The sequence below is a fragment of the Georgenia soli genome, from assembly GCF_002563695.1.
Classification (GTDB): Bacteria; Actinomycetota; Actinomycetes; order Actinomycetales; family Actinomycetaceae; genus Georgenia; species Georgenia soli.
The window spans coordinates 1,263,269-1,288,319 of the sequence record NZ_PDJI01000004.1 but is presented as its reverse complement, the minus strand read 5'-3'; the positions used below and the strand labels follow the sequence as shown (position 1 = coordinate 1,288,319).

The window sequence follows — 25,051 nt, the reverse complement described above, 5'->3', positions numbered from 1 at the left end:
CTCTCTCGACCAGCATGACCGGGATGACGGTGCACCTCCTGCGCGCGGCGGTCCGGAGACGCCGGACCGGGGCCGGCGGGTGCCGTGCCTCCGCTGGCAGGGTAGGCCGACCGCGGAGCGGCGGCCATCAGAGGTGCGGACGGTCACAGCCCCGGGGGGCCACCGGTTGCCGGGCGTTCGTCGGGGCCGGACGATCTCCCTACGGACGCGCGTGCACGAGGTGGGTGGGACGGATGGATGCCGACGAGCACGCAGGCCGGGTGCACCGCTTCCTCGACGACCGGGCGGGCGACGTGACCGGCATGCTGCAGGACTGGGTCCGCATACCGTCCGTCGCCGGCGGTGACGACGGCGCAGCACAGGTGGAACGCTCCGCCGTCTGGCTCGCCGACGCGCTCCGTGACACCGGCTTCCCCGAGGTCGAGCTGTGGCGAGCCGACGGGACCACGGCCGTGCACGCGCAGTGGTGCGCCGCCCCGGGTGCGCCGACCGTCCTCGTCTACTCGCACCACGACGTACGTGCCGCCAAGAGGCAGAACTGGGAGGTCACCCGGCCGTTCGACCCGGTGCTCAGGGACGGGCGCGTGTACGGCCGCGGGACCTCCGACGCCAAGGGGCAGGTGCTCGCGCACCTCTGGGGCGTGCGCGCCCACCTTGCCGCAACCGGTGCGGACGCCCCGGCCGTGAACCTCAAGCTGCTCGTCGAGGGCGAGGAGGAGACCGGGTCGGCCCACCTCGCGGAGCTCCTGGCGCAGCACCGCGACCGTCTGGCCGCGGACCTGGTCGTCTTCTCGGACACGCTGCTGTGGAGCGCGGACCACCCAGCCGTGTGCACCAGCATGCGCGGGACCATGCTCGCGAGGCTGGAGGTGCGGGGCACGGAGGTGGACGTCCACAGCGGGGACGTCTCGGGGGCTGCGCCCAACGCGGCCCTCGAGCTCGCTCGACTCATCGCCGGGCTGCACGACGGCGAGGGCAGGGTCGCCGTGCCGGGCTTCTACGACGCCGTCGCAGAGCCCGACGCGAGCCGCCGGGCCGAGCTGGCTGCGCTGCCGTTCGACGAGGCCGACTGGTTGAGACGGTCCGGCACGGGCGCCGTCGTCGGCGAACCGGGATACACGGTCCTGGAACGGCTGTGGCTGCGGCCGGCGGTGGAGGTCCTCAAGGTCGCGGCCGGGGATCCCGGCGACACCGCACGCGCGGTGATCCCCTCGACCGCGTCGGCGGACATCAGCATCAGGTACGTCCCCGACCAGGACGCCGCCACCATCGCCGACGAGCTCGAGAGATGGGTGGCCCGCACTATCGGCCCGGGCGTCCGCTACGAGCTCTCGGTCTCCGAGGGGACGGCGCAGGACCCGTACGTCACCCCTGACGTGCCGGCCGTCCAGGCGCTGTCCCGTGCCATGGCGCGGGGCTTCCGCAGCGACGGCGTGGGCCGGATGGGCAACGCGGGCGGCGGTCCCGCCGTCCTCCTCGGCGAGACGATCGGCGCGCCGGTCGTCTTCTTCGGCACCGGACTGGTCGAGGACCGCTGGCACGACAGCGACGAGAGCGTCTCGAGCTCGGTGCTGCACGCCGGTGCGGCGACGCTGGCGTGCCTCTGGGAGGAGCTGGGGACGCGAGCGCCTGGCGGGCCGTCGGTGCCGTAGACCGTCGCTGCCGCGGACCGACGACCGTCAGAGCTGGCCGGCGCCGCCGGCGACCGTGCCGTCACGGCGGTCCGGCCACAGGGCGATCGCGAAACCCGCGAGCGCGCTGACGACGTGCAGCCAGTTGTCCGCCTGGTTGATGTTGAGGATGTCGGCGTCCGGGTTGTTCACCACCAGGAAGCCGTAGACCGCCGTGGCGCCGTAGCCGATGCCCAGCAGCCAGCCGTACAGGCGGGCCCCGTTGCGCGTGCGCCAGAGCAGGATGCCGGCCAGGCCGATGATCACGTGCACGATGTTGTGCAGCGGGTTGATGGCGAAGCCGAGCAGGGTCTGGGAGTGGTCGTGCACGGTGAAGTTGTCGAACCCCGTGACGAAGAACCCGAGGATGCCGACGAGCAGATAGACGACCCCGATGATCAGGGCCAGCGTCTGGTAGGGGGCTTTCGTGCGATGCGCCGTGGGTGTCTGAGACATGTCGCCCTCCGCACTCGACGATGAGTTGTCAGGACCAGCCGTCCCTACAAGGGTCACCCGCCGTGCGCCGCTCCGCATCCGGGGACGGCCCCGCCGTGCGATCGACTCAGCTGTCCGCGAGCTCCGCCCAGACGTGCTTGCGCGGGGTGCTGTTGGTGTCGACGTACCAGCCCCACCGCACCGAGAGCATCGAGACGATGAGCAGGCCGTTGCCGCCCGCCCTTCCGGGCTTGGGCAGCTGGGGCCGGGGGGCCTGGTCGGCCCGTCCGTCGGCGACGTCGACCATCCACCCGGAAAGCAGGCGGTGGAGGCGCACAACCCCGGGCTCGACCCCGTACTTCAGCGCGTTCGTCGCAAGCTCGGTGGTCACGAGAGCGAGGTTGTGGTGGATCGTGGAGCCCGAGAGCCGGTCGGTGTTCAGCTCCACCGAGCGGGCGGCAGCCTCGAGGACGGCACGCCGCAGCGCCGGCAGCTCGTCCGCGTCGGTGAACTCCCAGCGTCCGGCAGGGCGCGCCACACGGACGTCGGGCCGGTGGTCCGTCGTCGGCGGAGTGCGTTCAGGCAGCTGATCGGTGCGCATTTCAGGTCCACGATACGGGGGGACGGGCGGTCAGGGCAGGTTGAGGGGCGTCTGGGCTCGTCGACCGGGTCGTGCTCGGTCGCTCCCGAGCGTACGTGGCGGCTCGGTTCCTCGCCCGTCGGGCGGCGGTCGGTGAAGGTCCGCGCGGTTCGCGACATGCGCCCGGTCAGACGGCGTCGCGCTGGCTGCCGAGCCCGACGACGTCGGGGGAGGGATCGTCGTCGGGGAACCCGGGGTCCTTCTCGACGACGTCGAGCACCTCGTCCATGCGGGTCACCTCGAGGAGGAAGCGGACAAACTCGGGGGGCTCGATCAGGCGGGTCCGGGAGATCGAGCTGGTGGCGAGGCGGACCAGCTTGCTCAGGCCGCTGGAGTCGAGGAACGTCACGTCACGCACCAGGACGTCGACGGGCATCGCCAGCGCGAGGACGTTGTCGACCGCCGCGGAGAGCTCCTCCGCGAGGCTCATGTCCACCTCACCGGCGAGGACCAGGCGGGACCGGGTCGGCGACGTGCGCACGGTGACCGATCCGATCGGCTCGCTCATACGGTCTCCCAGTTCCTCGTGGCTCCCGGACCCGGTCGGTCCACAGCCTTATGGTGTAAGCACCTCACCTTACGGTGCTGAGCCCCAAAACCTGAAACACCCGGGGCTCACCGCCGCTGGCTGGCGCTGCCGGACCCGTACCCTGAGGTCCCATGAGTCATCCCAAGGACCTCCACGACCAGATCCTCGCCGAGGAGGCCGAGTTGCGGCTGGACGGGTTCGGTGTCGACGACGCCTGGGCGCTCGGGTCGCAGATGCGGCAGGCCGCCGCGGACCGCGCTCTGCCGATCGCCATCGGCATCGTCCTCGGCCGCCAGCGCGTCTTCCACACGGCACTGCCCGGCTCGTCCGCGGACAACGACGACTGGCTGGAGCGCAAGACCGCCGTCGTCCTGCGCTACGGCCGCAGCTCGCTCGGGGTGGGCGAGCAGTTCCGCGTCGGCGGCAAGGACTTCGACGTCGCCAGCCGGCTCGACCCCGCGCGCTACGCCGCGCACGGCGGCGTCTTCCCGCTCGTGCTGCGCCGGGGCGGCGCCCTCCTCGGCGCCGTCGGCGTCTCCGGCCTGCCGCAGCGTGAGGACCACGCGTTCGTCGTCGAGCAGCTGCGGGCGTTCTGCGCTGCCTGAGCCCGCGCGGTCAGGCCTGCTCGTGCCCGAAGATGAACTCCTTCGCGTGCGCGACGGCCTTGCGGAAGGCGTCGTTGCGCAGGACCGCCTGCTCCTCGGTCAGGGCGTCGCCGGCCTCCACGTACTCCGTGAGACCCGGGCGCAGCACCCAGATGTCACCGGACGGGGGCAGGTAGAACACCCCGAACGAGCGGTGCCGGCCGTTCTCGTCGGCCCAGATGGGGACGACCGCCACGGCGGCGCCGGTGTCGACGTTGACCCACTGCGCACGCGGACGGGGCTGGTCCTCGAAGAACACCCCCGGATCGAGGAACGGGGCGGAGCCCTTTCCCCACTTCTGCTCGAAGCGCTCGTGGAAGATGGGGAACAGGGTCGCGTCGTACCGACGCCAGCTGGACATGATCCTCTCCTGTGAGTGACGGTCCGGTGAGCAACTAGATAGCACTGGTCGGCGCTCGTCGCGAGAGTTCCGAAGCGCGCGGTTCGCGTCCGTCGCCTCCGGTGTTCCGGACCGGTGGTCGCCGGTCCGTTTCGGGGGGCGTCGTGCCCGTGAGCACGGGAGACTGGCGCCATGCCCGGCTCCCGATCCCTCCTCGTCCTGGCGAACGCCGCCGCCGGCTCGGCCGACGACGCCGCGGTAGCCGCCGCGCTGGGCGTGCTCCGGGCGGGCGCCGAGATCGAGGTCGTCGTGCCCGACGGGCCCGAAGACACTCTCGAGGCGGTGAGCCGTGCCGCCGGGCGGGAGATCGTCGTCCTCGGCGGCGACGGCTCCGTCCACGGCTGTCTCGACGCGCTCGTGCGCCTGCGTCTGCTCGTCGAGGCCGGCCCGGTGTCCGTGGTCCCGCTCGGCACGGGCAACGATCTCGCCCGCGGCCTCGGCCTCCCGCAGGACCCGGAGGAGGCCGCGCTCGTCGCGCTCCAGGGCGTGCCACGGCCCATGGACCTCCTTCGCGACGACGTGGGCGGCGTCGTCGTCAACGTCGTCCACGCCGGGGTCGGGGCCGAGGCGACCGCCGGCGCGGAGAACGTCAAGGGCCCGCTCGGCACCGCCGGGTACGCGATCGGCGCGATCCGGGCGGGCGTCTCGGCTACCGGCTGGTGCATGCGGGTCATGGTCGACGGCGAGGTGGTGCACGACGGCGGCGAACGGCTCCTCATGGTCACCGTCGGCCTCGGGCCGACGATCGGCGGCGGCGCCCGCGCCGTGCCGCAGGCCACCATCGGGAACGGCATGGCCGACGTCGTTCTCTCCGCGGCCACCGGACCGCTCGCCCGCGCGGCGTTCGCGCTCCAGCTGCGCCGGGGGCACCACCTGCGACGGAAGGACGTCCGGGCGGTCCGCGGCCGCACCGTCACGATCGAGGCCGTCGACGGCGACAACGCCTTCCGCGTCAACGCAGACGGCGAGGTGGCGGGCCCGGTCACGTCGCGCACCTGGGAGGTGCTGCCGCACGCGTGGAGCTGCCGGGTGCCGGCCGCGGCGGGGCTCACCGCGGGCCGCTGAACGCCCGCCGGGCAACCCGGCGCCGAGGTCGTTGGCCGTCCGGCCCGGCTCGCCGGCTCGCAGGCTCGAAGCGTCGGCTCGGCGCGTCGGCTCGACGCGCCGACGCCGCGCCACGCCGGAGGTTGTGGCCGCGGGCCCGTTTCCGTGAGCCGTGTCACCGGTCGGCGTTACGCTCGGGGCATTCACCGCCGACCCGGTCCGGTTCGAAAGTCCCCGGTGCCGGACCCACAGGAGGACCCATCGTCATGCGCCGTGCACTCACCGGACTTGCGTCCGTCGCCGCCCTCTCCGTGGCGGTGATCCCCGCCGCCCACGCCGCGGGCCCGAAGATCGGCGTGAACGTCGTGCTGAGCACCGACCTCACGCCGCGCATCGAGCGCGAGCTGCGGACGTTCGGCGCGATCAACGAGACGTACCCGGAGATCGACGCGCTGACGATGAGGATCTCCGCAGCGGACCTCGCCGGGCTCCAGGCGCTGCCGTACGTCGACGCCGCCAACCAGGACGTGCAGTACGTCGGCAAGCCCGTGGCCCCGGCGCCGTTCACCAGCACGGTCGACGGCATCGCCACCTGGAACACCGACCAGATCGACGTCTACGAGCAGGGCGAGGAGGGCATGCCGGACACCCGTGAGGTGGAACAGACGGGTGAAGGCGTGTACGTCGCGGTCCTCGACACCGGCCTGCACTCCAGCTGGCCCCACTACTTCGGCACGGAGGCGGTGGCGGCGGACCTGGGCATCGCCTTCGGTGGTGGCGGCGGCGAGAAGGGCAGCATCTCCACGCAGCCGAACAAGTGGTCCACCGACCAGAACGGCCACGGCACCCACGTCACCAGCTCGATCCTCGGCTACAACATCGGCGGGTTGCCCGTGGCGGGCGTCGCGCCGGAGGCCACGATCATCCCGGTGAAGGTCCTCAACCAGAACGGCTCCGGCTGGTCCTCCATGGTGGCGGCCGGCATCGACTACGTCACCGACCTGAAGGTCTCCGGCGCCCTCGGGAACGCTCCCGTGGTCATCAACATGTCTCTCGGCGGGCCGGCGCCCGACGCCCTCACCCAGGCCGCGATCGAGCGGGCCGTCAGCAGCGGTGTCCTCGTCGTCGCCTCCGCCGGCAACGAGGGGACGGCCGGCATGGGCTACCCGGGCGCCTACCCGGAGGTCATCTCGGTGGCCGCGTCCGGCTGGACCGGGCAGTGGACCTCGCGGACGTGGTGGAACACGGGCGACGTCGCCGACCCCACCTCTGCCGAGGACGCCTACATCGCTGACTTCTCCTCCCGCGCGCTCCCGGGCCAGGACCTCGACATCGCCGCGCCGGGCTCCTGGGTGCTCGGCCCGTACCAGACGAACTCGCAGCTGAGCCACTACTACCTCAGCGGCACCTCGATGGCGTCGCCGCACGTCGCCGGAGCCGTGGCCCTGATGGCCGAGGCGAACCCCGGCCTGACCCAGGCCGAGGCCGAGCAGGCCCTGGAGGCCACCGCGGTCCCGCTCGCGGCCGGGTCGCGACAGGTGCTCGACCCCACCGGTGCGACGACGACGATCACCTGGGGTGCCGACGCCACTGGTGCGGGCCTCATGGACGTCCCCGCCGCGATCGCCGCCGTCTCCGGCGCGGAGGCCGCTCAGCAGCCGGCGGCCACGGCGAAGAACGGGCGGGACTCCGCGCCCGGCCGCAACCGCTGAGACGCTGAACCTCGCGTCGGCCGCCCCGCTCCCGGGGCGGCCGACGTGCTTACCGAAGGTTTGCCGGGCCGTTCGCACGTCCGTCGAGGCGAGATGACTTTTCCGGCACCTTCCACCGTTGCCGGAGTTTCGCCATCCCTGCTGGCGCCAATCCCGCGCAGTTAGAACCTGCGCGCTCAACTGGCCCACGACGTGCTGTGCTCGCACCGATCGCGCCCTGCTCGCCGATGTGAGCAGCGGTGGTCCCGAGCGTGGTGTCCTCGCAGCGATCCCGCTGAGCTGGAACCCACCAAAAAGGTCACGTCGCTGCACGCCTCGAAGATCATGGCCGAGCGCCCGGCATGCGACGGACGAACCCGGGTGCGTCGCCCCGGGGCGAGCACTCGGCCCCGCCCGCGCCCCGGCTCGCGACGACGACGACAAAGGGGCGCTCACCGTAGCGATCCCCGCGACGGCGACCGCAAGGTTTTCGCGACAACCGGGCCAAGGATGGGTCAAGCCACCTGGTCGCCGACCAGCCGGTCGGTGCGGCGCGCGGCGAGTCGCCCCGACGTGCCGCCCTCAAGGTGCCGTATCGGCCAGCGTCGCTGAGAATCGAACCCATGAATGTCGTGCTCGCCGGTCGTTACGAGCTGGACCAGAGGCTCGGCCGGGGCGGGATGGCTGAGGTGTGGCGAGGTCGCGACCTCGTCCTCGGCCGCCGCATCGCCGTCAAGACGGTCAGCGTCGCCGACGCCACCGACCTCACCCTCGGGGACCGCCTGCGCCGTGAGGCGGTCGCCACCGCGGCGCTCGACCACCCGGACATCGTCACGGTCCACGACGCCGGTGTCGACGGCGAGACCGCCTTCCTCGTCATGGAGCTGGCGACCGGTCAGACGCTCGCCGCCCTCCTCGCGGAAGGGCCGCTGCCGCTCGCGGAGGCCGTGCGCATCGGGGCACGCGTCACCGGCGCGCTCGCCGCCGCCCATGCCGCCGGCATCGTCCACCGAGACATCAAGCCGGCCAACATCATGGTCGACGGCGAGAGGATCACCGTCGTCGACTTCGGCATCGCGGCGATCGAGTTCCAGGCCGTCACCTCGCTCACCGCGCCGGGCACCACGCTCGGCACGGCGGAGTACATGGCGCCCGAGCAGGCCCGCGCCGAACCCGCCACCTCGGGCACGGACATGTACTCGGTCGGCTGCCTCCTCACCACGATGATCGCCGGGCGGCCGCCGTTCACCGCGGAGTCGGCCGTCGCGATCCTGCACCACCACGCCTACATCCAGCCGCCGCGGCTGCGCAGCCTCCGGCCCGACGTCCCCGACGAGCTCGACGCGCTGGTCGGGGCGCTGCTGGACAAGGACGCGGACGCCCGACCCACCGCTGTCGAGACCTACGAGTGGCTGGTCCGGATCGCCGAGGCGCTCCTCGCGCCCGCGCCGGTCCGGCCACCGTCGGGCGGGGCCGGTCCTGCCTCCCCGGCCGCGGCCAGCACTGCCGTGCCGCCCGTGCCGGTGGCGAAGTTCTCGCCACCGACCGCAGCTGGTCCCGCTCTCTCCGCGGCCGCGCAGACCCGGGAACCGAGGACGGGCACGACCACTCGTCTCGACGGGGTCAGGACCGCCACCCTCGCCGGTGTCGCGGCGTCCGCCCGCGAGCCTCAGCGGCGTGCCCGGACCCGGCACGTGCCGCGACCGCATCGCCGCCGGGTGCTGGTCGGCACTCTCGCCGCCGCGCTCGCAGGAATCGGTGTGTCCGCCACGGTGACGGGATTCGCGCCGGCGGAGCCTGTCGGCAAGCAGCTGGTCGCCAACTCGGCGAAGGTGACGGTCGTCGGTCCCGCCGTCGCCGGGGAGATCGAGGCGCCGCTCGCGACGGCGGTGCCGGCCCTGCCCGCCACAGACGAGCCCGCGCACCGCGTGGCCGACGAGCAGCATGCGCCGGCCGATGAGGCTCCGCCCGTGGCGGCGACCAGGCAGGAGCAGGGGGGCGTCAACGCCAACGCCGTCGAGAACAACGGCAACGGGAACGGCAACATCGGCAAGGGGCAGGTCAGCCCGCCCGGACGCGGCAACGGCGCGAACGGGAACGGGAACGGCTGAGGGGCGTCACACGCTTCGGCCGGTCGCGCTCAGGCGAGCCGGCTGCGGCCGGTCCCGCTCAGGCGAGCCGGTTAGGGCCGTCGGGCTCAGGCGGCCAGCTCCGGCCGGCAGCGCTCAGGCCAGGCGCTCGACGACGTAGTCGACGCACGCTGTCAGTGCCCGCACGTCGTCGGGCTCGACCGCCGGGAACATTCCCACCCGCAGCTGGTTCCGGCCCAGCTTGCGGTACGGCTCCGTGTCCACGACGCCGTTCTCCCGCAGCTGCGCCGCGAGCGCCTTGGCGTCGACCGAGTCGGCGAAGTCGATCGTGCCGACCACGGGGGAGCGGTGCGCGGGCTCGGCGACGAACGCCGTCGCCACCTCGCTCGCCTCGGCCCACTCGTAGAGGATTGCGGCCGACCTCGAGGTGCGCCCGACCGACCAGGACAGGCCGCCGTTCTCGTTCAGCCAGTCCAGCTGCTCGGCCAGCATGACCAGCGTGCCCACGGCCGGGGTGTTCAGCGTCTGGTCCTTGCGGGAGTTCTCCACCGCGAGCTGAAGGTTGAGGAAGTCCGGCACCCACCGGCCGGCCGTGACCTCGGCGATCCTGGCCACGGCGGCGGGAGAGACGACGGCGATCCAGAGCCCGCCGTCGGACGCGAGGACCTTCTGCGGCGCGAAGTAGTAGACGTCGGTGGCGGCGAGGTCCACCTCGCGGCCCCCGGCGATGGAGGTGGCGTCGACCACCGTGAGCGCGTCGTCGGCTCCGAAGCGGGCGATCGGGGAGACCACCCCGGTGGAGGTCTCGTTGTGCGGGTAGGCGTAGACGTCGACGCCCTCCACGGTCTCGCACACCGCGAGGCGGCCGGCGGGCGCGGTGCGGATGTCCGAGGCCGCCAGGAACGGCGCCCGGTCGGTGCCCGTGGCGAACTTGTGCCCGAACTCGCCGAAGTCGGCGTGCTGGGCGCGCTCGCGGACGAGGGAGAACGTCGCGGCGTCCCAGAAGGCGGTCGAGCCGCCGTTGCCGAGGATCACCTCGTACCCGTCCGGCAGCCCGAGCAGGGCGGCCACGCCCTCCTTGACCCGGCCCACCAGCGAGCGCACGGGGGCCTGGCGGTGGGAGGTGCCGAGCACCGTCTGCCCCAGGGCCGCCACCGTGTCGGTCTGCGCGGCGCGCACCTTCGACGGCCCGCAGCCGAAGCGGCCGTCGGCGGGCAGGAGGTCCGTGGGGATCGCGATCGTCTCCATGGGGGCTGATCCTCCCACCAGCAGCCGGGCCGCCACACCGCGGTCCACCTGGCAGCGCCGGACGTGTTCAACGGCACACCCGATACCGCCACCCGGCCCACGCGAGCGGAACGCCGCCTCCCTAGCATGGGAGGCACGGGCGACATCAGCGACGGCACTGCCGCACTGGTCCGGCCCGGTCGAGGCCGCCTGAGGCCGTCGACCCGGACGCCGATCCCGTCACCGATCAGGACCGGGGCGCGCCCGCGCCCGGGATCACGGATGAGCGACCCCGTCGAGGGGTCTGGAGGCAGAATGACCCCGAAGCACCTGGCCGAGGCCGCCGCGCGCACCCTGGAGGCGCCGGTGACGACCGTGTCGGTCGCCAGCATCGTCGACCACACCCTGCTCAGGCCCGAGTCCACCGCCGACGACGTCGCCGCCCTGGTCGCCGAGGCCCGGCGCCTCGGCACGTACTCGGTCTGCGTCTCCCCGAACCAGCTGCCGCTGGGCGACACCGGTGACGTCAAGGTCGCCACCGTCTGCGGCTTCCCCTCCGGTGCCCACCACGCGGACGTCAAGGCCGCCGAGGCCGCCCGGTCGGTGGCTGACGGCGCCGACGAGATCGACATGGTCGTCAACCTGGCGCTGGCCACCACCGGCCGCTACGCCGAGGTCCAGGCCGAGATCGCCGCCGTGCGCGCCGCCGCCCCCGCGCCGGTGGTGCTGAAGGTCATCATCGAGTCCGCCGCCCTCACCGACGAGCAGATCGTCGCGGTGTGCCGGGCCGCCGAGGCCGCGGGCGCCGACTTCGTCAAGACCTCCACCGGGTTCCACCCGGCCGGCGGCGCCTCGGTGCACGCCGTCGAGCTCATGGCGCAGACCGTGGGCGGCCGCCTGGGCGTCAAGGCCTCCGGCGGCATCCGCACCGCAGAGGCGGCGCTGGAGATGATCGCCGCGGGCGCCACGCGCCTCGGGCTGTCCGGCACCGCGACGGTGCTCGAGGGCCTGACCCGCTGACGCTTCCAGGAGCAGCAGGGTGGGCCGCCGGGTAACCGGCGGCCCACCCTGCTCTCACGGTCCGACGGACGTGGCGGCCCGGGACGGCCGTAACCCGACCGTCCGTACCGCCCTACCGGGTCCTGGGCTCCTCGCCGCCCTCGAACTCGATCTGCTCCTTGCGGACGTCCTCGGTGACCTGCTCCTGCTCGGTGACGGTCTCGGTGTCGAGGCGCACCCGTTCGACCGGGCGGGCCTCCTTGGACACGACGGGGACCTCCTCGTGGAGGACCACCTCGTGCTCCTCCTCCGAGATGGTGGGCCCGTCCGTGGCCGCCCCGACGTTGGCGTCGGTGATCGGCTCGCGCTCGATTCGGACCTCCTCGTGGGAGACCGGCACGGAGACGGTCTGCTGCTCGGTGACCACGTACTTGCGCAGTCGGGCGCGGCCGGCCTCGCGGCTTGCCGTGCCGACGTTGAGCTGCTCCTCGGAACGGGTCATCGCGGTGTCGGTGGTGGGGCCCGACGTGTCGTAGCCGGTGGTGCCGGCTGCGTCGGTGGTGCCGGTCCCGGCAGTGGCGTCCGCGGTGCCGATGCCGGCGGCGGGCGCCGCGTACCCGTCGCTGAGACCGTAGTAGCGGTACAGCTCGTCCTCCTCCGTGGGGGAGAGGTGGCCGTCCGCCTCGACGCGCGGTGCGCCCTTCACGAGCTCCTTGTCGTAGGGCACCTGCAGGTCGTCGCCGGCGACAGTGGCTCGGTCGAGGGGGACGAACGAGTGCGAGGTGCCGAACAGGCCGGTGTTGACGGTGGCCCACTGCGGGGTGCCGCTCTGGTCGCCGAAGTAGATGTCGCCGAGGGTGCCGAGCTTCTCACCGCCCGTGCCGACGACGGTCGTCCTGCCGGTCATGAGGGTCTGGTACTGGTCGTTGGAGATCACCATCTGTCCTCTTCCTTGGGGGATGCGCAACGCTAGGTACCGATCCGGTCGCCCGCATCGGGACGTCGGTCACCGGAAACGGCGCGCTGGTCGTGCCTCGGGCTGGAGCTCGATGAGAACCGGAAGGTCGGGTCTGCCGAGGACCTGCCGGACGTGCGGGACTACCTCTCCCTCGAGTCGGGCGCGCACCTGCGCGAGGTCCGCGCGATGGGCCAGGGTCGCCGTCAGGTCGAGGCGGGAGCCGCCGCCGTGCGAGCGCAGCCGAGCGGTGGCCCCCTCGACCCCGGCGATGCTGGTCGCCTCCTTCTCCACGGCGTCGGTGATCACGCCCGCCGGCACGGTGGTGATGCCGTCGCGGGGGTCGGTGGTCAGGTCCAGGGCGGCCACGCGGTTGGTCCTGGCCTGCGCCAGGAGCCAGCGCAGACCGAGGAGGGCCACCAGGAGCGCCGCGACGGCGAGGATCCACCAGAACCACGGGTTCTGGCCCGCGAACGTGCGGACCTGGAGGGGCAGCACCGGCCCGGTGGCAGGGCGGTCGAGCAGCGCGTAGCTCAGCAGCAGCCCGATCACGCCGCCCGCCAGCAGCAGCACGCCCAGGAGGGCGAGGATGACCCGGTTCGCCCGGCCCGGCCCCGTGCTCATCGTCGCCCCTTGCCGGTGACCGAGACCGCGGGGCGCAGGCGGTCGAGCCCGAGCTCGCCGAGCTCTCGTGTGACGGTCTCGGTGACCTCCGTGGGCAGCTCCGGCTCCGAGCGAGTCGGGGTGCTGGCTCTGACGCGCGCCCGGCGCCGGGTGATGGCCACGGCGGCGCCCTCGACCCCGCTGACCCGGTTCGTGGAGGCGGCGAGGATGCGCTCGACGCTCCGGCGCGACGCGTGCGTCTCCACCCCGGCAGGCGTCTGCCCCTCCCGGGGCGGCAGCGCAAGGGTGCGGGGCCGGCCCCTGCGGAGCGCGACGAGGACGAGGAGCAGGCCCAGCAGCACCATGGCGGCGAGCACGGCCCGGGTCGTGGGGCTCTCCCACACCTGGACGCGCAGCCAGGCGGCCCACTGCCGGTGGGGGACCAGCAGCGCCGGCTGCCGGAGCTGGGCGAGCCCGATCTCGGCGGCCGCCAGCAGGCCCCCGAGGAACAGGACCAGGGCGAGCAGCACGGAGACGATCCGGACGAGCAGGCTCATGGTCACCTCACCCTGGGGCGGGCCGCCGTGGGGATGTCGGTCCCGGCGACGTCGATGTCGATGTGGTCCACCCGCACCCCGGTGATCCCGGTGACCTCCTCCCGGATCCGGCGCCTGACCTCGCCGACGACGGTCGGGACGGGGGCGGGCCAGCGGACCGCGATGATCACCTCGATCGAGGCCGTGGTGCCATAGACGTGCGCGGTGACGTTCGCGGCCTCCTCGGTGTCGGCGTCACCGACCTTGACGCCCAGCACCCGGCGCGGTGCGGCCGCGGCGTCCGGGACGAGCGTGACGGCGTAGCCGGCGACGCGCTCGACCACCCGGTCGGCCACCCTCAGCTCACCCCGGTCGGCGGGGTCCGGCAGGGAACCACCGGTGCGCTGCGCGGTCGCACCGGCCGGGCCGGGGAGGGTGTCGGTCGTCATCGTGACCGGCGGCTGCCGCCGCCCAGGTACGGCGTCAGGTCGATCTCGCCGGCGACGACCTTGCCGACGAGGAACCCGATGGCGCCGAGCACGGCCGTGCCGACGAAGGCGTAGAAGCCGCCGACGACCCAGGCGATGCCGAGCAGCAGCCCGGTGAAGAGCCCCACGACGGTGGGTGACATGACGGACCTCCAGGGAAGGGGCGGAGCAGGTGCGGGGAGTGTCGCCGCGGGTCCTCATCGGACCCGGCCGGTGGTGCGCCGTCGACGGCGCCGAAGGACGGACCGCCGACGGGGGTGCGAGGTCCGGCGTCGCCGACGACGGCGGAGCCAGGCCCGGACGGCCCGCAGGCCCCGCGGGGGAAGGACGAGGACGACCTCCTCGGCGGGGCGGTCGAGGAGCTGGAGCTGGCGGATGAGCTCCTCGGCGTCGCCGCCGAGGTCCGGGTGGTACGCCCGGAGCACGGCGCGCCGACGGCGACGTGCCTCGCGGTCCGCCTCGGCAGGCATCGCCCCGTCACCCCTCCATGTCGATGTCGGCGACGTGGACGTCCACCGCACGGCCGCGCGCGAGCGGGGCGAGAGCTGCCCGGACCTCGGTGTCGAGGGTGGGGACCCGCACGCCGGGCCGCGCCACGACGGCCACCTCGATCGCGGAGTCGGTGAGGCGGACCCCCGCGACCCGACGGCCGGGCAGGTACGTCGCCACCGGCGGGATGCCGCCGGCGTGCATCCGGGCGACGCCGGCGCAGCCCAGCACCGCGGCTGCCACCGTGTCGGCCTCCGTCACCTCGAGGGGCGGGTCCTTCCCGGTCGTCGCCACCGGTCGGCTCACTGCACGCGTGGTGGTTCGGACTGCTCGGCCGGCTCGTCCGTGGGCAGGTGGATGTCGTTGACGGAGACGTTGACCTCGGTGACCTCCAGGCCGGTCATGCCCTCCACCGTCCGGATGACGTTCTGCCGCACCGAGCGGGCGACGTCGGCGATGGAGACGCCGTACTCGGTGACGATGTCGAGGTCGACCGCGGCCTGCGTCTCGCCGACCTCGACGCTGACGCCCTGCCCGGCGGACTGGGAGGCCCCGGGGATGCGTTCGCGGAGCGCGCCGATGGTGCGGGCCGCGCCGCCGCCGAGATCGTGGACGCCCGAGACCTCCCGGGCGGCGATGCCGGCGATCTTCTGGACCACACCGTTGGCGATGGTGGTGCGTCCCTTGGGGGACTGCAGCGCACTGGGTGCGGCCTCGGTCATCTCGCCCGAGCCGGTCGGACGGCTGCTGGTGGAGCTGGTGGGGGTGCTCACTGGATCTCCCTCGATGCCCTGCCGCGCGCACAGGCGGCGGCCTGCTTACCGTGAATGGACGCTCACCCTCTTGGACACCGACGTCGGCGAAGGGTTACAGGCAAAGTTGGGCGACCGTCGCACACCCCGGCCGGGCGCCGGCGATCCCGCCGCCGCCGGGTGGCAGGCCGCGCTCGTGCGCCAGGCCAGGGCCGGGGACGAGACCGCATTCGAGGCCCTGGTGCGGACGCACCAGGACCGCGCCTTCGCCGTCGCCCTGCGCATGACCGGCAACGCCGAGGACGCCCGGGACGTCACCCAGGACGCCTTCCTGCGCGCGTGGCAGGGCCTGGCGAGCTACCGGGAGGACGCCGCGTTCGGGACCTGGCTGACCCGCATCGTCATCAACCGCTGCCACAACCTGCGCCGCGCCGCACGCCCGACCGCGGCCCTGGCCGAGCACGACGTCACCGACCCGGCCCCGCAGACGGAGGCGCGGGTCGAGCACGCCGCGCGGCACTCCGCCACAATGGCTGCCGTGCTGGCCCTGCCCTTCGACCAACGTGCCGCCCTCGTGCTGCACACCCTCAACGGCTACTCCCACGCCGAGGTGGGGCGCATCCTGGGCACGAGCGAGGCCGCGGCGAAGGTGCGCGTGCACCGGGCCCGCAGGGCGCTGATCGACCAGCTGCAGGACTGGAGGTGAGCCGCGTGCCGACGTCCCGCCTGCCCTGCGGCGCCTCCTACGACGACCTCGTCGTCCAGGTCACCGAGCGCGCCCCCGCCGCCGACCCGGGCCATCAGGGCACCTGCCCGCACTGCCGGGCGACGCTGGCCGAGCTACGCCGGCTGTGGGCGCCCGTCGACGACCTCGCGGCCGAGGACGTCAGGGCGCCGGACGCCCTGCTCGCCGCGGTCATGGCCCAGGTGCGGCACCTGGCCGGCGACAGCTGGTACGCCACCATCGACACCGGCCGCGGCCGGACCCGGATCGCGGCGCGCATCGTCGGGGCCGTGGCACGGCTCGCGGCCCAGGAGGTCCCCGCCGTCACGCTGGCGCTCGGCGCGGGCCGCACCCCCCGCACGGCCTCCGCCCGGGACGTCGCCGGACCCGCGGGCGAGCCGGCGAGCGACGTCGGTGTCGCCGGCCCCCACGTCGTCGTCGACGTCCAGATCGCCGTGCAGCTCGGTGCGCCTCTCGGCGAGGTCGCCGACCAGGTCCGTCACCGCATCGCGGAACGGATCGCCGGCGATCTCGGGCTCACGCCGGTCGAGGTCAACGTCACCGTCGTCGACGTCCTCACCCCCTGACGTCCTCGCCCCCCGAGCGGGTGAACCGGCGACTCAGCCGGAGAGCGAGGCGTGCACGTCCAGCACGTGCGCGGACCACCCCGCCGAACGACCGCACAGGTACAGCGCGCACATCAGGGGAGCGGCCACCCCGAGGTGGTCGAGCAGGATCGCGCCCCAGAACATCGTGTTCGCCGCGGACTCCTCCGTCGTCCGTCCCTGCTCGAGGAGCATCTCGTGCGCCGCCCGGGCGATGGCCTCGCCCGCCTCCAGGTGCCGCGCGCCGACGTCGACGCACGCGTCGCGCAGCAGGCGGGCCCGCAGGTCCGTGGGCAGCCCGTCGGTGAAGCCCGGCAGGGAGCCGCCGTTCGCGTCGGCGTAGGCCTCGACCACGCGGCGGGCGTCACCCGCGCGGTCCACCTCCTCCACGACGGCGAGCCCGCGGGCCACCGCGCCGCCGAGGAACGGCCCCCCGCCGACGGCGACGCTCGCGGCCAGGCAGGAGGCGGCGTCGGCCCCCACCTCCGCGGCCAGGCGGGCGGTCTGGGTGGACGGCGTGACGCCGTTCTCGGCGACGGCGAGCCAGAACGTGTCGAGCGCGCGCACCGCCGTGGGGTCGGCCTCGCCGCGCCAGCGGACGAGGAAGCGCTCCGTCGCGGTGTCGGCCAGGTCCACCTCCCGCTGGGGGACCGCGGGGACGTCGTAGCCGCGGGCGGACTGGGCCACGAAGCTCAGCATCATCGCCGACGCGCGGGCGAGGTTCTCCCGCGCCAGCGCCTGGTCGATCTCGGGCAGCGGCCGGTACGACCACGCCGGGGTGAGCTGCGCGAGCGCCGAGAGCACGTCGGCGCGGGTGTCACCCGTGCGCACGGGCAGGTTGAACGGCTCGGCCCGCGGCAGGGGGTCGCCGTCCCCGGCGAGGAGGCCCCACACCCGGTCGAAGGACGTGCCGGCCAGCCCGCCGACCGCCCGTCCCCGGTAGACCGGGCCGCCGTCGTCGTCGACGGAGAAGATCGGCGGGCGGGCGCCGTCCGCGTCGCTGGGTGTGGTGGGCGTCACGGCCGCAGGATAGGCACCGGCCCGGACGCGGACGAAATCGCCGACGCGCGCCCTCCCTCCGTCGGCCACCCGTTTGGACGTCGCGGACCGCCGGTCGGCCCAGTTCGTAAGGTCGGTCGCACCGCCCCTTGCGCACCGGGTCGGCCCGAGAGCACGAGACCGGAACGAGGACGAAGCCCGATGACCGCCACCGAGCACCCCTACGACGTCGAGGCCACGCGGAACGCCGCCGACCGGGCACCGGACGCCGGTCTGCTGACGGGCACGGCTCCCGCGGGGGAGGAGGGGTCGAGGGTGCGCCGCGTGGCGCTCACCGGGGCGGCCGGGAGCCTGGGCTCCGACGTCGCACCCGGGCTGCTGGAGCTCGGGTACGAGCTCGTGTGCATCGACCGGCGCGCGCCGGAGCACCCGGCCGGCGCCACCTGGGTGCGTGCGAGCGTCAACGACCGCCCGGCGCTCGCCGAGGCCATGGCGGGGTGCGACGCCGTCGTCCATCTGGCCGGCATCCCGCAGGAGGACGACTGGGAGCCGATCATGACGGCGAACATCGACGGCACCCAGGCCGTGCTCGAGACCGCGAACCGCCTGGGTGTCCGACGTGCCGTGCTCGCCAGCTCGATCCACGCCGCCGGGTTCGTGCCGGTGCCGCCGGACGGGGAGCGCGTGCCCGACGACGTGGTGATCCGCCCCAACACCTTCTACGGGGTGACGAAGGCTGCGGTCGAGGCGCTGGGGAGCCTGTACCACGACCGCTACGGGATGGATGTGATCTGCCTGCGCATCGCCTCGCGTCAGGCGCGGCCCACCGACACCCGCATGCTCAGCACCTGGCTGTCGCCGGCGGACGCGGTGCGCCTGCTGGACGCCGCCCTCTCGCCCGCGGCCACCGGCTTCCGCACGGTGTGGGGCGTCTCGGCGAACGCGCGCAGCTACCTCTCGCCCGACGGCGGGGCCGCCATCGGCTTCCGTCCGGTCGACGACGCGGAGGCCTGGGCCGCGGAGCTGCTCGCCGCACGGACCGAGCCCCCCGCAGGTTCCACGGACTGGAACGCCAGCTTCATCGGGGGCGTCTTCTGCTCTCCTGAACCTCCGAGGTACGCGCCACCGACCGCCGACGGCCAGGTGCGCTGATGACACCGGTGCATCAGGAGGAGCAGGAATGACCGAGACGACGGCGGCCGTTGACGCCGGCCACGCCTTCCAGACCCAGGGAGTCTCCAAGGTCTTCGTCGGCCGTCAGAACGTCCACGCGCTCTCCGACATCAACCTGAGCTTCGAGAAGGGCTCCTTCACCTGCATCGTGGGGCCGTCGGGCTGCGGGAAATCGACGCTGCTCCGCATTCTCGGCGGCCTCGAGACGGCGACCGCCGGAACGGTCACGGACAGCCTGCCCGCGTCGAACGTGCCCAAGTCCGCCTTCGTCTTCCAGGAGCACGGTGTCTTCCCGTGGTTCGACGTGCTGCAGAACGTCGCCTTCGGCGAGCAGATGGCCGACGTCCCGCGCCGCGTGCGCGAGGAGCACGCCCGCCACTGGATCGCCGAGGTCGGGCTCAGCGGCTTCGAGCGCGCCTATCCGCACCAGCTCTCCGGCGGCATGCGGCAGCGCATCGCGATCGCGCGCGCCTTCGCCACAGGGTCGCCGTCACTGCTCATGGACGAGCCGCTCGGAGCGCTGGACGCGCAGACCCGCACGATCATGCAGGAGTTGCTCGTCCGGCTGTGGGAGGGCGAGCGCAAGACCGTCGTGCTCGTCACCCACTCCATCGAGGAGGCACTGCTGCTCGGTGACCGCATCGTCATGATGACCGCCCGCCCCGGACGCGTGAAGGAGATCCTGGACGTGCCGTTCCCGCGCCCGCGCGAGCTCGCCCTCGAGGGCACCGCGGAGTTCGCCGCGGCCAAGCAGACCATCTGGGAGTCCCTGCGCGACGAGGTCCAGGCGTCGGTGAGACTCGCATGAGCGCCCCGACGACGCCCACGACCTCGCGGGCAGCCTCGCCGGACCCGGGGGCCGCCACCGCCGAGCTCGAGGAGGCCATCGCGCGCGACTTCCGACGCGAGCGGCGCCTGCGGATGCGCGACGTGCTCCTCGCCGTCCTGACCCCGATCCTCCTGCTCGCGGCCTGGGAGGGCGCCGCCCGCAGCGGCGTTCTCGATGCTCGCCTCTTCACCCCGCCGACGGCGATCGTCGGCAAGGCGTGGGAGATGGTCCAGGACGGCACGCTCTGGCAGCACTCGATCGCGACGGTCGCGCGCCTGGTCGCCGGCCTGGTCGCGGGCTCGTTCTTCGGCGTCGCGTTCGGCCTGCTGATGGGCGTCTGGCGCCCGCTGCGCGCCGCCCTCGGCCCGACGTTCACCGCGCTCTACGCACTGCCGAAGATCGCGATCCTCCCGCTGCTGCTCCTCATCTTCGGGCTCACGGAGACGCCCAAGGTGCTGTCGGTGGCGATCTCGGTGTTCTTCGTCGTCCAGATCAACACCCTCGCGGGCATCGTCTCCATCGACGCCCGCATCCTCGAGGCGGCCCGTGCCTACCGGGCCACGGGCTGGAAGCTGTTCCGCCACGTCCTGCTCCCCGGCGCGCTGCCGAACATCATGACCGGCCTGCGCGTCTCCGCCGGCATGGCGGTCATCGTCATCACGGCGGTGGAGTTCGTGGCGTCCAACGACGGCCTCGGGTACCTCATCTGGAACTCCTGGCAGCTCTTCCAGCCGGAGAAGATGTTCGTCGGACTGATCGTCGTCTCCCTCATCGGGGCCCTGGTCACAGGGCTCGTCATCCTGCTCGAGCGAGCACTGCTGCCGTGGAAGCGCACCGGCGGCGCCAACAGAAAGGCGAAGTAGCCCATGAAGAAGATCCCTCTCCTGGCGTCCGCGCTCACCGCGAGCCTCCTGCTCGCGGCCTGCTCCGGGGGTGCGGCCGACGAGGGCGCCAGCGCCGGTGGTGCAGGCGACCTGCAGACAGTTGACGTCGGCCTCGTCCAGCTGGCGATCTTCGCCCCGCTCTATGTCGCGGACGCCAAGGGCTACTTCGCCGACGAGGGCATCGAGCTCAACCTGGAGACCGTGAAGTCCGGCCAGGACGCCATCCCGCTCGCGTCCTCCGGGCAGCTCGACGTCGTCGCCGCCGGTTTCTCGGCCGGCATGTTCAGCGCCATCGAGTCCGGCCTGGACGTCAAGGTCGTCGGCTCCATGGGCGTCTCGGACGGCAACACCGAGTCCTCGCCCACCGACCTGGTGGTCAGCTCGAAGCTGGTGGACTCCGGCGAGATCGCCTCCGTGGCCGACCTGGAGGGCCGCAAGGTCGGCGCGGCGGGCGGCCCCGGCGGCACGGGCGCCTACCTCCTCGCCCTCGCGCTCGAGGAGGCGGGCCTGACGATCAACGACGTCGAGATCGTCAACCTGGGCAACCCCGACATGCCCACCGCGATCGCCAACGGCAGCATCGACGCCGGTCTCATCAGCGCCCCGTTCTCCACCCTCGCGCTCGAGGACGGCACGGGCGTCTCGTACGGGGTCCCGCCCGAGGGCACCTCCGGTACCGGCGTGATCTACGGAGGGGACTTCGTCTCGTCCGATCTGGCCCAGCCTTTCTTCAACGCCCTGGCGCGCGCCGCGAAGGATCTGCAGGGCGAGGACAGGTACTCCGACGAGAACCTCGAGATCATCGGCGCCGCCACCGGCCAGACCGCCGAGGAGGTTGCCGCGGTGCCGCTGTACACGTGGCTGCCGGACCTCGCGCCCCTTCCCGACCAGCTGGCCGGGATGGAGCGGATCTGGATGGAGTCCGGCGCGCTGGAGTACGCGGAGGCGCTGCCCCAGGCCGACTACGTCGACCCGACGTTCTCCGAGAACGCCGAGTGACCCCGTCCTGAGTCAGCGGGGGCCCGGCGTCTGCCGGGCCCCCGCCGTCGTCCGCCTCGCCCCCGGGGCTGGACGAACGCCCCGGTCGCCGTGGTTCGTCCCTATCCTTGGGGGTCGGAGGCTTGGGCGCCGGCTCAGGCGGTGCCGGCGCTGGCAGAAGGAGCGGCTGATACGTGAGCGACCTGATCGACACCACGGAGATGTACCTCAAGACGGTGTACGAGCTTGAGGAGGAGGGCGTCGTGCCGCTGCGCGCCCGCATCGCCGAGCGTCTCGGGCACTCCGGGCCGACCGTCTCGCAGACCGTCGCACGCATGGAGCGGGACGGGCTGCTGGTGCTGACCGGCAACCGCCAGCTCGAGCTCACCGACGAGGGCCGCGAGAAGGCCACGAAGGTCATGCGCAAGCACCGGCTCGCGGAGCGGCTGCTCGTCGACGTGGTCGGCCTGGACTGGCCCCACGTCCACGAGGAGGCGTGCCGCTGGGAGCACGTGATGAGCGAGCGGGTGGAGCGCCGCCTCCTCGACCTGCTCGACCACCCGCACGTCGACCCCTACGGCAACCCGATCCCCGGCCTGGCGGACCTGGACCGGAGCATCGTGCCGACCCCGCCGCAGCCGGCGGTGCGATCCCTCTCCGACGTCGTTGCCGAGCTCCAGCCCGCCGGTGCCCCCTCCGCCGCGGCCGGGGGAGCCGAGGCCGACCACTACGTCGTGGTCCTCGAGCGGATCGGCGAGCCGCTGCAGGTCGACGTCGACCTGCTCGCCCGCATGGCCGAGGCCGGGCTGCGTCCCGGCCGGCGGCTGGAGCTGCGGATCCGTGGCGGCGTGGACCTGGTGTCCCTGCACGCGCCGGGCGCCGAGGTCGAGCTCGACGTGCCGGAGGAGATCACCCGGCACCTGTTCGTCACCCGCTGAGCCTTCGTGACCCGCTGAGCCGTCCCTACCCCGCTCAGGCGTCCCTACCCCGCTGACCGTTCACGGGCTGAGGCTGCTCACGTGACGGCCCTCGTGGCCCGCTGCCCCGCTCCTCGCCGAGCTCCTAGGCGAACCGGGACATACGGGGACATCTGTCCTGCTGCGGGCGTGCAGATGATCGCGACGTGACGACGACGTTCGCCGGGTCGGTGCCGTGGGCTATGTCACAGGACGTCGTCCGGTATCCCGTCACGCGGGCTCTCGGAGCGAACCCCTCGCCCCTCCGACTCCGCACTCGCGCCCGCGCGACCTGGGCCTTTTGTCCTGGCCCGATACGGCGGCGGTGTGTCCGGGAAACGGGGCCTGACCGGTGAGGTGAGACACGGTCGTGATCCAAACGTGACATCCGGCGATCTCCCTGGGTAGTGTCCTACTCGCTTCACGAACCCTCCTCGTGGAGTCTCCGGGCGGGATGCCGAACCCTGCCGCCGCCCGGGGTCGGTGCGAGATCCCGCGGCAGGGACGGGGGACCCAGTGTTCGTGGCCCGGATCGTGGTCCGGGTCTTGGGGTGAAGTGCGTGGCCGGTCCTTCGGGGCCGGGTGCGTGCCGGGCGTTCTCCCGCCCGAACCCGACAGCTCACCTCGTAGGCAGCCAGGAGAGGCCTTCGTCTTGACCAGCACCGCCATGACCTCCGCCGCGCGTGCGCGGCACCGCGCCGCCCGGCGCCCGTCCACCCCGCTGTCGTCCCTGGTCTCCGGTCCCACGGCCCGCCGCTCGCTGCTGACGGTGGCGTCCTCCGGGCTGGCGATCACCATGGCCGCGACCACCGCCGCGGCGGCCCCGGAGTCCGGGTCCACCCAGGCCCTGCCCCAGGTCGACGTGACCTCGCTGACCTCCGAGGCGCTCTCGGCGATGGTGACGACCCCGTCGGTGTCCGTGCCGGCGGACGTGACCTGGTCGGTGGAGGAGGTCGCCGCCGAGGCGACCCCCGCCCCCGAGCCCGAGCCCGAGCCGGCCCCGGTCGTCGAGCGCGCGTCCGCGCCGGCCCGCACGGCCGAGCGGGCCCCGCTGCCCGCGGCGGCCGCCCCGGCCGCGGCCGCGGCCCCCGCCGCCGCCCCGGCCGCGCCGGCCCCCTCGGCGTCGGCGTCGGCGATCGTGAACATCGCCCGCCAGTACGTCGGCACCCCGTACGTCTCGGGCGGGACGACCCCGGCCGGGTTCGACTGCTCGGGGTACACCCAGTACGTCTTCGCCCAGGTCGGCATCAGCCTCCCGCGCACCTCCGGGGAGCAGCGCTACGCCGGGACCGTGGTCTCCGCCGCCGAGGCCCGTCCGGGCGACCTGGTCTGGGGCCCGGGGCACGTGGGCATCTACACCGGCAACGGCCAGCACATCGCGGCCCGCAGCCCGGGCACCGCCCTGTACGAGTCCCCGATCTACATCTCCAACCCGGTCTTCATCCGCGTCGCCTGACGCACCCACCCGGGTGACCCGCGGCCCACGGCCGCCCACCGCACACGCCGGCGGCCCGCCCCCTCGAGGGGCGGGCCGCCGTCGTCGTGTCCGGCCGCGGAACGCCGGCTCCGCCCAGGCCGCGGAACGCCGGTTCCGCGTGCTCGGTCTCCGCCACCCGGGCTCCGTCGCTCTCGACCGGGCCACACCGCCGTCTCTGAGCGCCGGAGCTCCCTCGGCCGTTCGGCGACATGCCCTCCAAGGTCCCGGTGTCGAGGTCGTCGGGTGCCGATAGGGTTCCGGAAAAGGCACCTGATGGTCAACGCTCGGTCAACGAAGGAGGCGGAACCATGACCCGCGAAAAGGTCGTCGTGGTCGGGGTGGACGGTTCGGAGGCGAGCCTCGGTGCCGTGGACTGGGCGGTCGCCGAGGCGGGACGCTCGGGGTGGCGCCTGCACGTCGTGTGCGCCTACGCGCTGCCGTCGTTCACCGCCGCCTCCCTCGACGGCGGGTACGCCGCGATGGACGACACCGCGATCCAGCAGGGCGCCCAGGCGGTCGTCGACGAGGCGGTGGCCCGCACAGCCGGGTCAGGCCTGGTCGTGACCTCCGCGCTCGAGACCGGCGACCCCGCCGGAGTCCTCGTCGACCTCTCCCGCGAGGCGAGCATGGTCGTCGTCGGCACCCGCGGCGGCGGCGGGTTCACCGACCGGCTCCTGGGCACCGTCTCCTCCGCGCTGCCCGCTCACGCCCACTGCCCGACCGTGGTGGTGCCGTTGCGCGCCGGCCGAGAGTTCACACCCGTCCGGCGCATCGTGGTCGGCGTCGACGGCTCCGAGTCCGCCCGCATCGCGCTGCGCCGCGCCGTCGACGAGGCGATCCTGTGGGACGCGGAGCTCACCGCCGTCGCCGCCGTCCCGATCGCGACGGGCGCCGGCGCGATGGCCTGGCTCCCGGCCGCCGTCGACCGTGACGAGGTGCTCGCCGATGTGCGCGAGGGGCTGAGCGTGGCCGTCGAGTCCGCGGTCGCCGGTCGAGAGGTTCGCGTCCGTCAGCACGCGCTGGACGGCAACGCCGCCGCGCTGATGGCCGAGTTCTCCACCGCCGTCGAGCTCATCGTCGTCGGCTCCCGCGGCCGCGGCGGCTTCGCCGGGCTGCTGCTGGGCTCGACGAGCCAGGCGGTGCTGCACCACGCGATCTCACCCGTCATGGTCGTGCCGGCCCGCGCCGGGGACGAGGGGCGCGGCCCCGCCGACGTGCCCTGGAACCGCTGAGC

Annotated in this window: 29 protein-coding genes and 1 riboswitch; of the genes, 15 read left to right on the top strand and 14 right to left on the bottom strand. The window is 73.5% G+C overall.

All coding sequences use genetic code 11. The features are described from left to right. Window positions 1–233 precede the first annotated feature (233 nt). Entirely contained in the window at window positions 234–1,652 is a 1,419-nt protein-coding gene (locus ATJ97_RS07105) for a M20/M25/M40 family metallo-hydrolase (protein ID WP_170037198.1), read from the top strand. A 27-nt stretch (window positions 1,653–1,679) separates the two neighbouring features. Here the strand turns inward: ATJ97_RS07105 and ATJ97_RS07100 are convergent, their stop codons facing one another. The 3 genes from ATJ97_RS07100 to ATJ97_RS07090 all read right to left on the bottom strand — a co-directional run bounded on the left by ATJ97_RS07100 (window position 1,680) and on the right by ATJ97_RS07090 (window position 3,253). Beyond that, window positions 1,680–2,126 (bottom strand): DUF4383 domain-containing protein, encoded by a 447-nt coding sequence (locus ATJ97_RS07100; RefSeq protein ID WP_098483136.1) that lies wholly within the window; start codon window positions 2,124–2,126, stop codon window positions 1,680–1,682. Window positions 2,127–2,232: 106 nt separating this feature from the next. Beyond that, window positions 2,233–2,706 carry an ATP-binding protein gene (locus ATJ97_RS07095; protein ID WP_098483135.1) on the bottom strand — a complete coding sequence of 158 codons (474 nt, stop codon included), beginning with the start codon at window positions 2,704–2,706 and terminating at the stop codon, window positions 2,233–2,235. A gap of 166 nt (window positions 2,707–2,872) precedes the next feature. Continuing rightward, window positions 2,873–3,253, bottom strand: coding sequence for an STAS domain-containing protein (locus ATJ97_RS07090; protein WP_098483134.1), 381 nt, complete (start codon window positions 3,251–3,253; stop codon window positions 2,873–2,875). Window positions 3,254–3,405: 152 nt separating this feature from the next. On the opposite strand from ATJ97_RS07090, the gene ATJ97_RS07085 reads away from it, so the two are divergent. Then, complete coding sequence (locus ATJ97_RS07085) at window positions 3,406–3,879, top strand: heme-degrading domain-containing protein (RefSeq protein ID WP_098483133.1); 474 nt, start codon at window positions 3,406–3,408, stop codon at window positions 3,877–3,879. 10 nt (window positions 3,880–3,889) lie between these two features. Here ATJ97_RS07085 and ATJ97_RS07080 read toward each other — a convergent pair whose 3' ends face one another. Further along, a complete protein-coding gene (locus ATJ97_RS07080; RefSeq protein WP_098483132.1) occupies window positions 3,890–4,279 on the bottom strand; it encodes a hypothetical protein in 390 nt (129 codons plus the stop codon). 171 nt (window positions 4,280–4,450) lie between these two features. Here ATJ97_RS07080 and ATJ97_RS07075 point away from each other — a divergent pair, with 171 nt between their 5' ends. The 3 genes from ATJ97_RS07075 to ATJ97_RS07065 all read left to right on the top strand — a co-directional run bounded on the left by ATJ97_RS07075 (window position 4,451) and on the right by ATJ97_RS07065 (window position 9,164). Beyond that, on the top strand, window positions 4,451–5,383 hold the full coding sequence (locus ATJ97_RS07075; RefSeq protein ID WP_098483131.1) for a diacylglycerol/lipid kinase family protein: 933 nt from the start codon (window positions 4,451–4,453) through the stop codon (window positions 5,381–5,383). A gap of 245 nt (window positions 5,384–5,628) precedes the next feature. Next, entirely contained in the window at window positions 5,629–7,074 is a 1,446-nt protein-coding gene (locus ATJ97_RS07070; protein ID WP_098483130.1) for a S8 family peptidase, read from the top strand. A 602-nt stretch (window positions 7,075–7,676) separates the two neighbouring features. After that, complete coding sequence (locus tag ATJ97_RS07065; protein WP_098483129.1) at window positions 7,677–9,164, top strand: serine/threonine-protein kinase; 1,488 nt, start codon at window positions 7,677–7,679, stop codon at window positions 9,162–9,164. Window positions 9,165–9,278: 114 nt separating this feature from the next. Here the strand turns inward: ATJ97_RS07065 and serC are convergent, their stop codons facing one another. After that, the gene (gene serC / locus ATJ97_RS07060; RefSeq protein WP_098483128.1) at window positions 9,279–10,391 is read right to left on the bottom strand and encodes a phosphoserine transaminase; all 1,113 of its coding nucleotides are present in this window, start codon (window positions 10,389–10,391) and stop codon (window positions 9,279–9,281) included. A 294-nt stretch (window positions 10,392–10,685) separates the two neighbouring features. Here serC and deoC point away from each other — a divergent pair, with 294 nt between their 5' ends. Continuing rightward, window positions 10,686–11,390 carry a deoxyribose-phosphate aldolase gene (deoC, locus tag ATJ97_RS07055; RefSeq protein ID WP_098483127.1) on the top strand — a complete coding sequence of 235 codons (705 nt, stop codon included), beginning with the start codon at window positions 10,686–10,688 and terminating at the stop codon, window positions 11,388–11,390. Between the two features lie 112 nt (window positions 11,391–11,502). On the opposite strand, the gene ATJ97_RS07050 is transcribed toward deoC, so the two are convergent. From ATJ97_RS07050 to ATJ97_RS19435, 8 genes are all read right to left on the bottom strand, one after another. Next, window positions 11,503–12,306: a DUF2382 domain-containing protein gene (locus tag ATJ97_RS07050; protein ID WP_483866844.1), complete on the bottom strand. Its 804-nt coding sequence runs from the start codon at window positions 12,304–12,306 to the stop codon at window positions 11,503–11,505. 69 nt (window positions 12,307–12,375) lie between these two features. Continuing rightward, a complete protein-coding gene (amaP, locus tag ATJ97_RS07045) occupies window positions 12,376–12,948 on the bottom strand; it encodes an alkaline shock response membrane anchor protein AmaP (protein ID WP_098483126.1) in 573 nt (190 codons plus the stop codon). Further along, the gene (locus tag ATJ97_RS07040; RefSeq protein WP_098483125.1) at window positions 12,945–13,484 is read right to left on the bottom strand and encodes a DUF6286 domain-containing protein; all 540 of its coding nucleotides are present in this window, start codon (window positions 13,482–13,484) and stop codon (window positions 12,945–12,947) included. Before ATJ97_RS07040 ends, amaP begins: the two co-directional genes overlap by 4 nt. Before the next feature lie 2 nt (window positions 13,485–13,486). Continuing rightward, a complete protein-coding gene (locus ATJ97_RS07035) occupies window positions 13,487–13,912 on the bottom strand; it encodes an Asp23/Gls24 family envelope stress response protein (protein ID WP_098483124.1) in 426 nt (141 codons plus the stop codon). Then, entirely contained in the window at window positions 13,909–14,094 is a 186-nt protein-coding gene (locus tag ATJ97_RS07030) for a hypothetical protein (protein ID WP_098483123.1), read from the bottom strand. The genes ATJ97_RS07035 and ATJ97_RS07030 overlap by 4 nt, the downstream gene beginning before the upstream one ends. Window positions 14,095–14,148: 54 nt before the next feature. Further along, on the bottom strand, window positions 14,149–14,421 hold the full coding sequence (locus ATJ97_RS07025) for a hypothetical protein (protein WP_211287084.1): 273 nt from the start codon (window positions 14,419–14,421) through the stop codon (window positions 14,149–14,151). Between the two features lie 7 nt (window positions 14,422–14,428). Further along, a complete protein-coding gene (locus ATJ97_RS07020; RefSeq protein ID WP_211287083.1) occupies window positions 14,429–14,746 on the bottom strand; it encodes a hypothetical protein in 318 nt (105 codons plus the stop codon). After that, window positions 14,743–15,213 (bottom strand): Asp23/Gls24 family envelope stress response protein, encoded by a 471-nt coding sequence (locus ATJ97_RS19435; RefSeq protein ID WP_245862233.1) that lies wholly within the window; start codon window positions 15,211–15,213, stop codon window positions 14,743–14,745. Before ATJ97_RS19435 ends, ATJ97_RS07020 begins: the two co-directional genes overlap by 4 nt. 106 nt (window positions 15,214–15,319) lie before the next feature. Between ATJ97_RS19435 and ATJ97_RS07015 the strand changes: the two genes are divergently transcribed. Together ATJ97_RS07015 and ATJ97_RS07010 are read left to right on the top strand one after the other, a co-directional pair. Beyond that, window positions 15,320–15,898: an RNA polymerase sigma factor gene (locus ATJ97_RS07015; protein WP_170037195.1), complete on the top strand. Its 579-nt coding sequence runs from the start codon at window positions 15,320–15,322 to the stop codon at window positions 15,896–15,898. Between the two features lie 5 nt (window positions 15,899–15,903). Further along, on the top strand, window positions 15,904–16,503 hold the full coding sequence (locus ATJ97_RS07010; protein ID WP_143426901.1) for an Asp23/Gls24 family envelope stress response protein: 600 nt from the start codon (window positions 15,904–15,906) through the stop codon (window positions 16,501–16,503). Window positions 16,504–16,536: 33 nt separating this feature from the next. Here ATJ97_RS07010 and ATJ97_RS07005 read toward each other — a convergent pair whose 3' ends face one another. After that, entirely contained in the window at window positions 16,537–17,541 is a 1,005-nt protein-coding gene (locus ATJ97_RS07005; protein WP_170037192.1) for a citrate/2-methylcitrate synthase, read from the bottom strand. Window positions 17,542–17,721: 180 nt separating this feature from the next. Here ATJ97_RS07005 and ATJ97_RS07000 point away from each other — a divergent pair, with 180 nt between their 5' ends. The 7 genes from ATJ97_RS07000 to ATJ97_RS06970 all read left to right on the top strand — a co-directional run bounded on the left by ATJ97_RS07000 (window position 17,722) and on the right by ATJ97_RS06970 (window position 25,049). Continuing rightward, a complete protein-coding gene (locus ATJ97_RS07000) occupies window positions 17,722–18,672 on the top strand; it encodes an NAD-dependent epimerase/dehydratase family protein (RefSeq protein ID WP_098485298.1) in 951 nt (316 codons plus the stop codon). 28 nt (window positions 18,673–18,700) lie between these two features. Continuing rightward, window positions 18,701–19,501, top strand: coding sequence for an ABC transporter ATP-binding protein (locus ATJ97_RS06995; protein ID WP_098483119.1), 801 nt, complete (start codon window positions 18,701–18,703; stop codon window positions 19,499–19,501). Continuing rightward, complete coding sequence (locus ATJ97_RS06990; RefSeq protein WP_098483118.1) at window positions 19,498–20,385, top strand: ABC transporter permease; 888 nt, start codon at window positions 19,498–19,500, stop codon at window positions 20,383–20,385. The genes ATJ97_RS06995 and ATJ97_RS06990 overlap by 4 nt, the downstream gene beginning before the upstream one ends. Window positions 20,386–20,388: 3 nt before the next feature. Continuing rightward, window positions 20,389–21,405 (top strand): ABC transporter substrate-binding protein, encoded by a 1,017-nt coding sequence (locus ATJ97_RS06985; RefSeq protein ID WP_098483117.1) that lies wholly within the window; start codon window positions 20,389–20,391, stop codon window positions 21,403–21,405. Between the two features lie 173 nt (window positions 21,406–21,578). Next, window positions 21,579–22,322, top strand: a complete 744-nt coding sequence (locus ATJ97_RS06980; protein ID WP_098483116.1) for a metal-dependent transcriptional regulator — start codon at window positions 21,579–21,581, stop codon at window positions 22,320–22,322. A 492-nt stretch (window positions 22,323–22,814) separates the two neighbouring features. After that, a riboswitch (cyclic di-AMP (ydaO/yuaA leader) is annotated at window positions 22,815–22,988 on the top strand. A gap of 4 nt (window positions 22,989–22,992) precedes the next feature. Next, on the top strand, window positions 22,993–23,796 hold the full coding sequence (locus ATJ97_RS06975; RefSeq protein ID WP_245862230.1) for a C40 family peptidase: 804 nt from the start codon (window positions 22,993–22,995) through the stop codon (window positions 23,794–23,796). Between the two features lie 329 nt (window positions 23,797–24,125). Next, window positions 24,126–25,049, top strand: a complete 924-nt coding sequence (locus tag ATJ97_RS06970; protein ID WP_098483114.1) for a universal stress protein — start codon at window positions 24,126–24,128, stop codon at window positions 25,047–25,049. Window positions 25,050–25,051 lie beyond the last annotated feature (2 nt).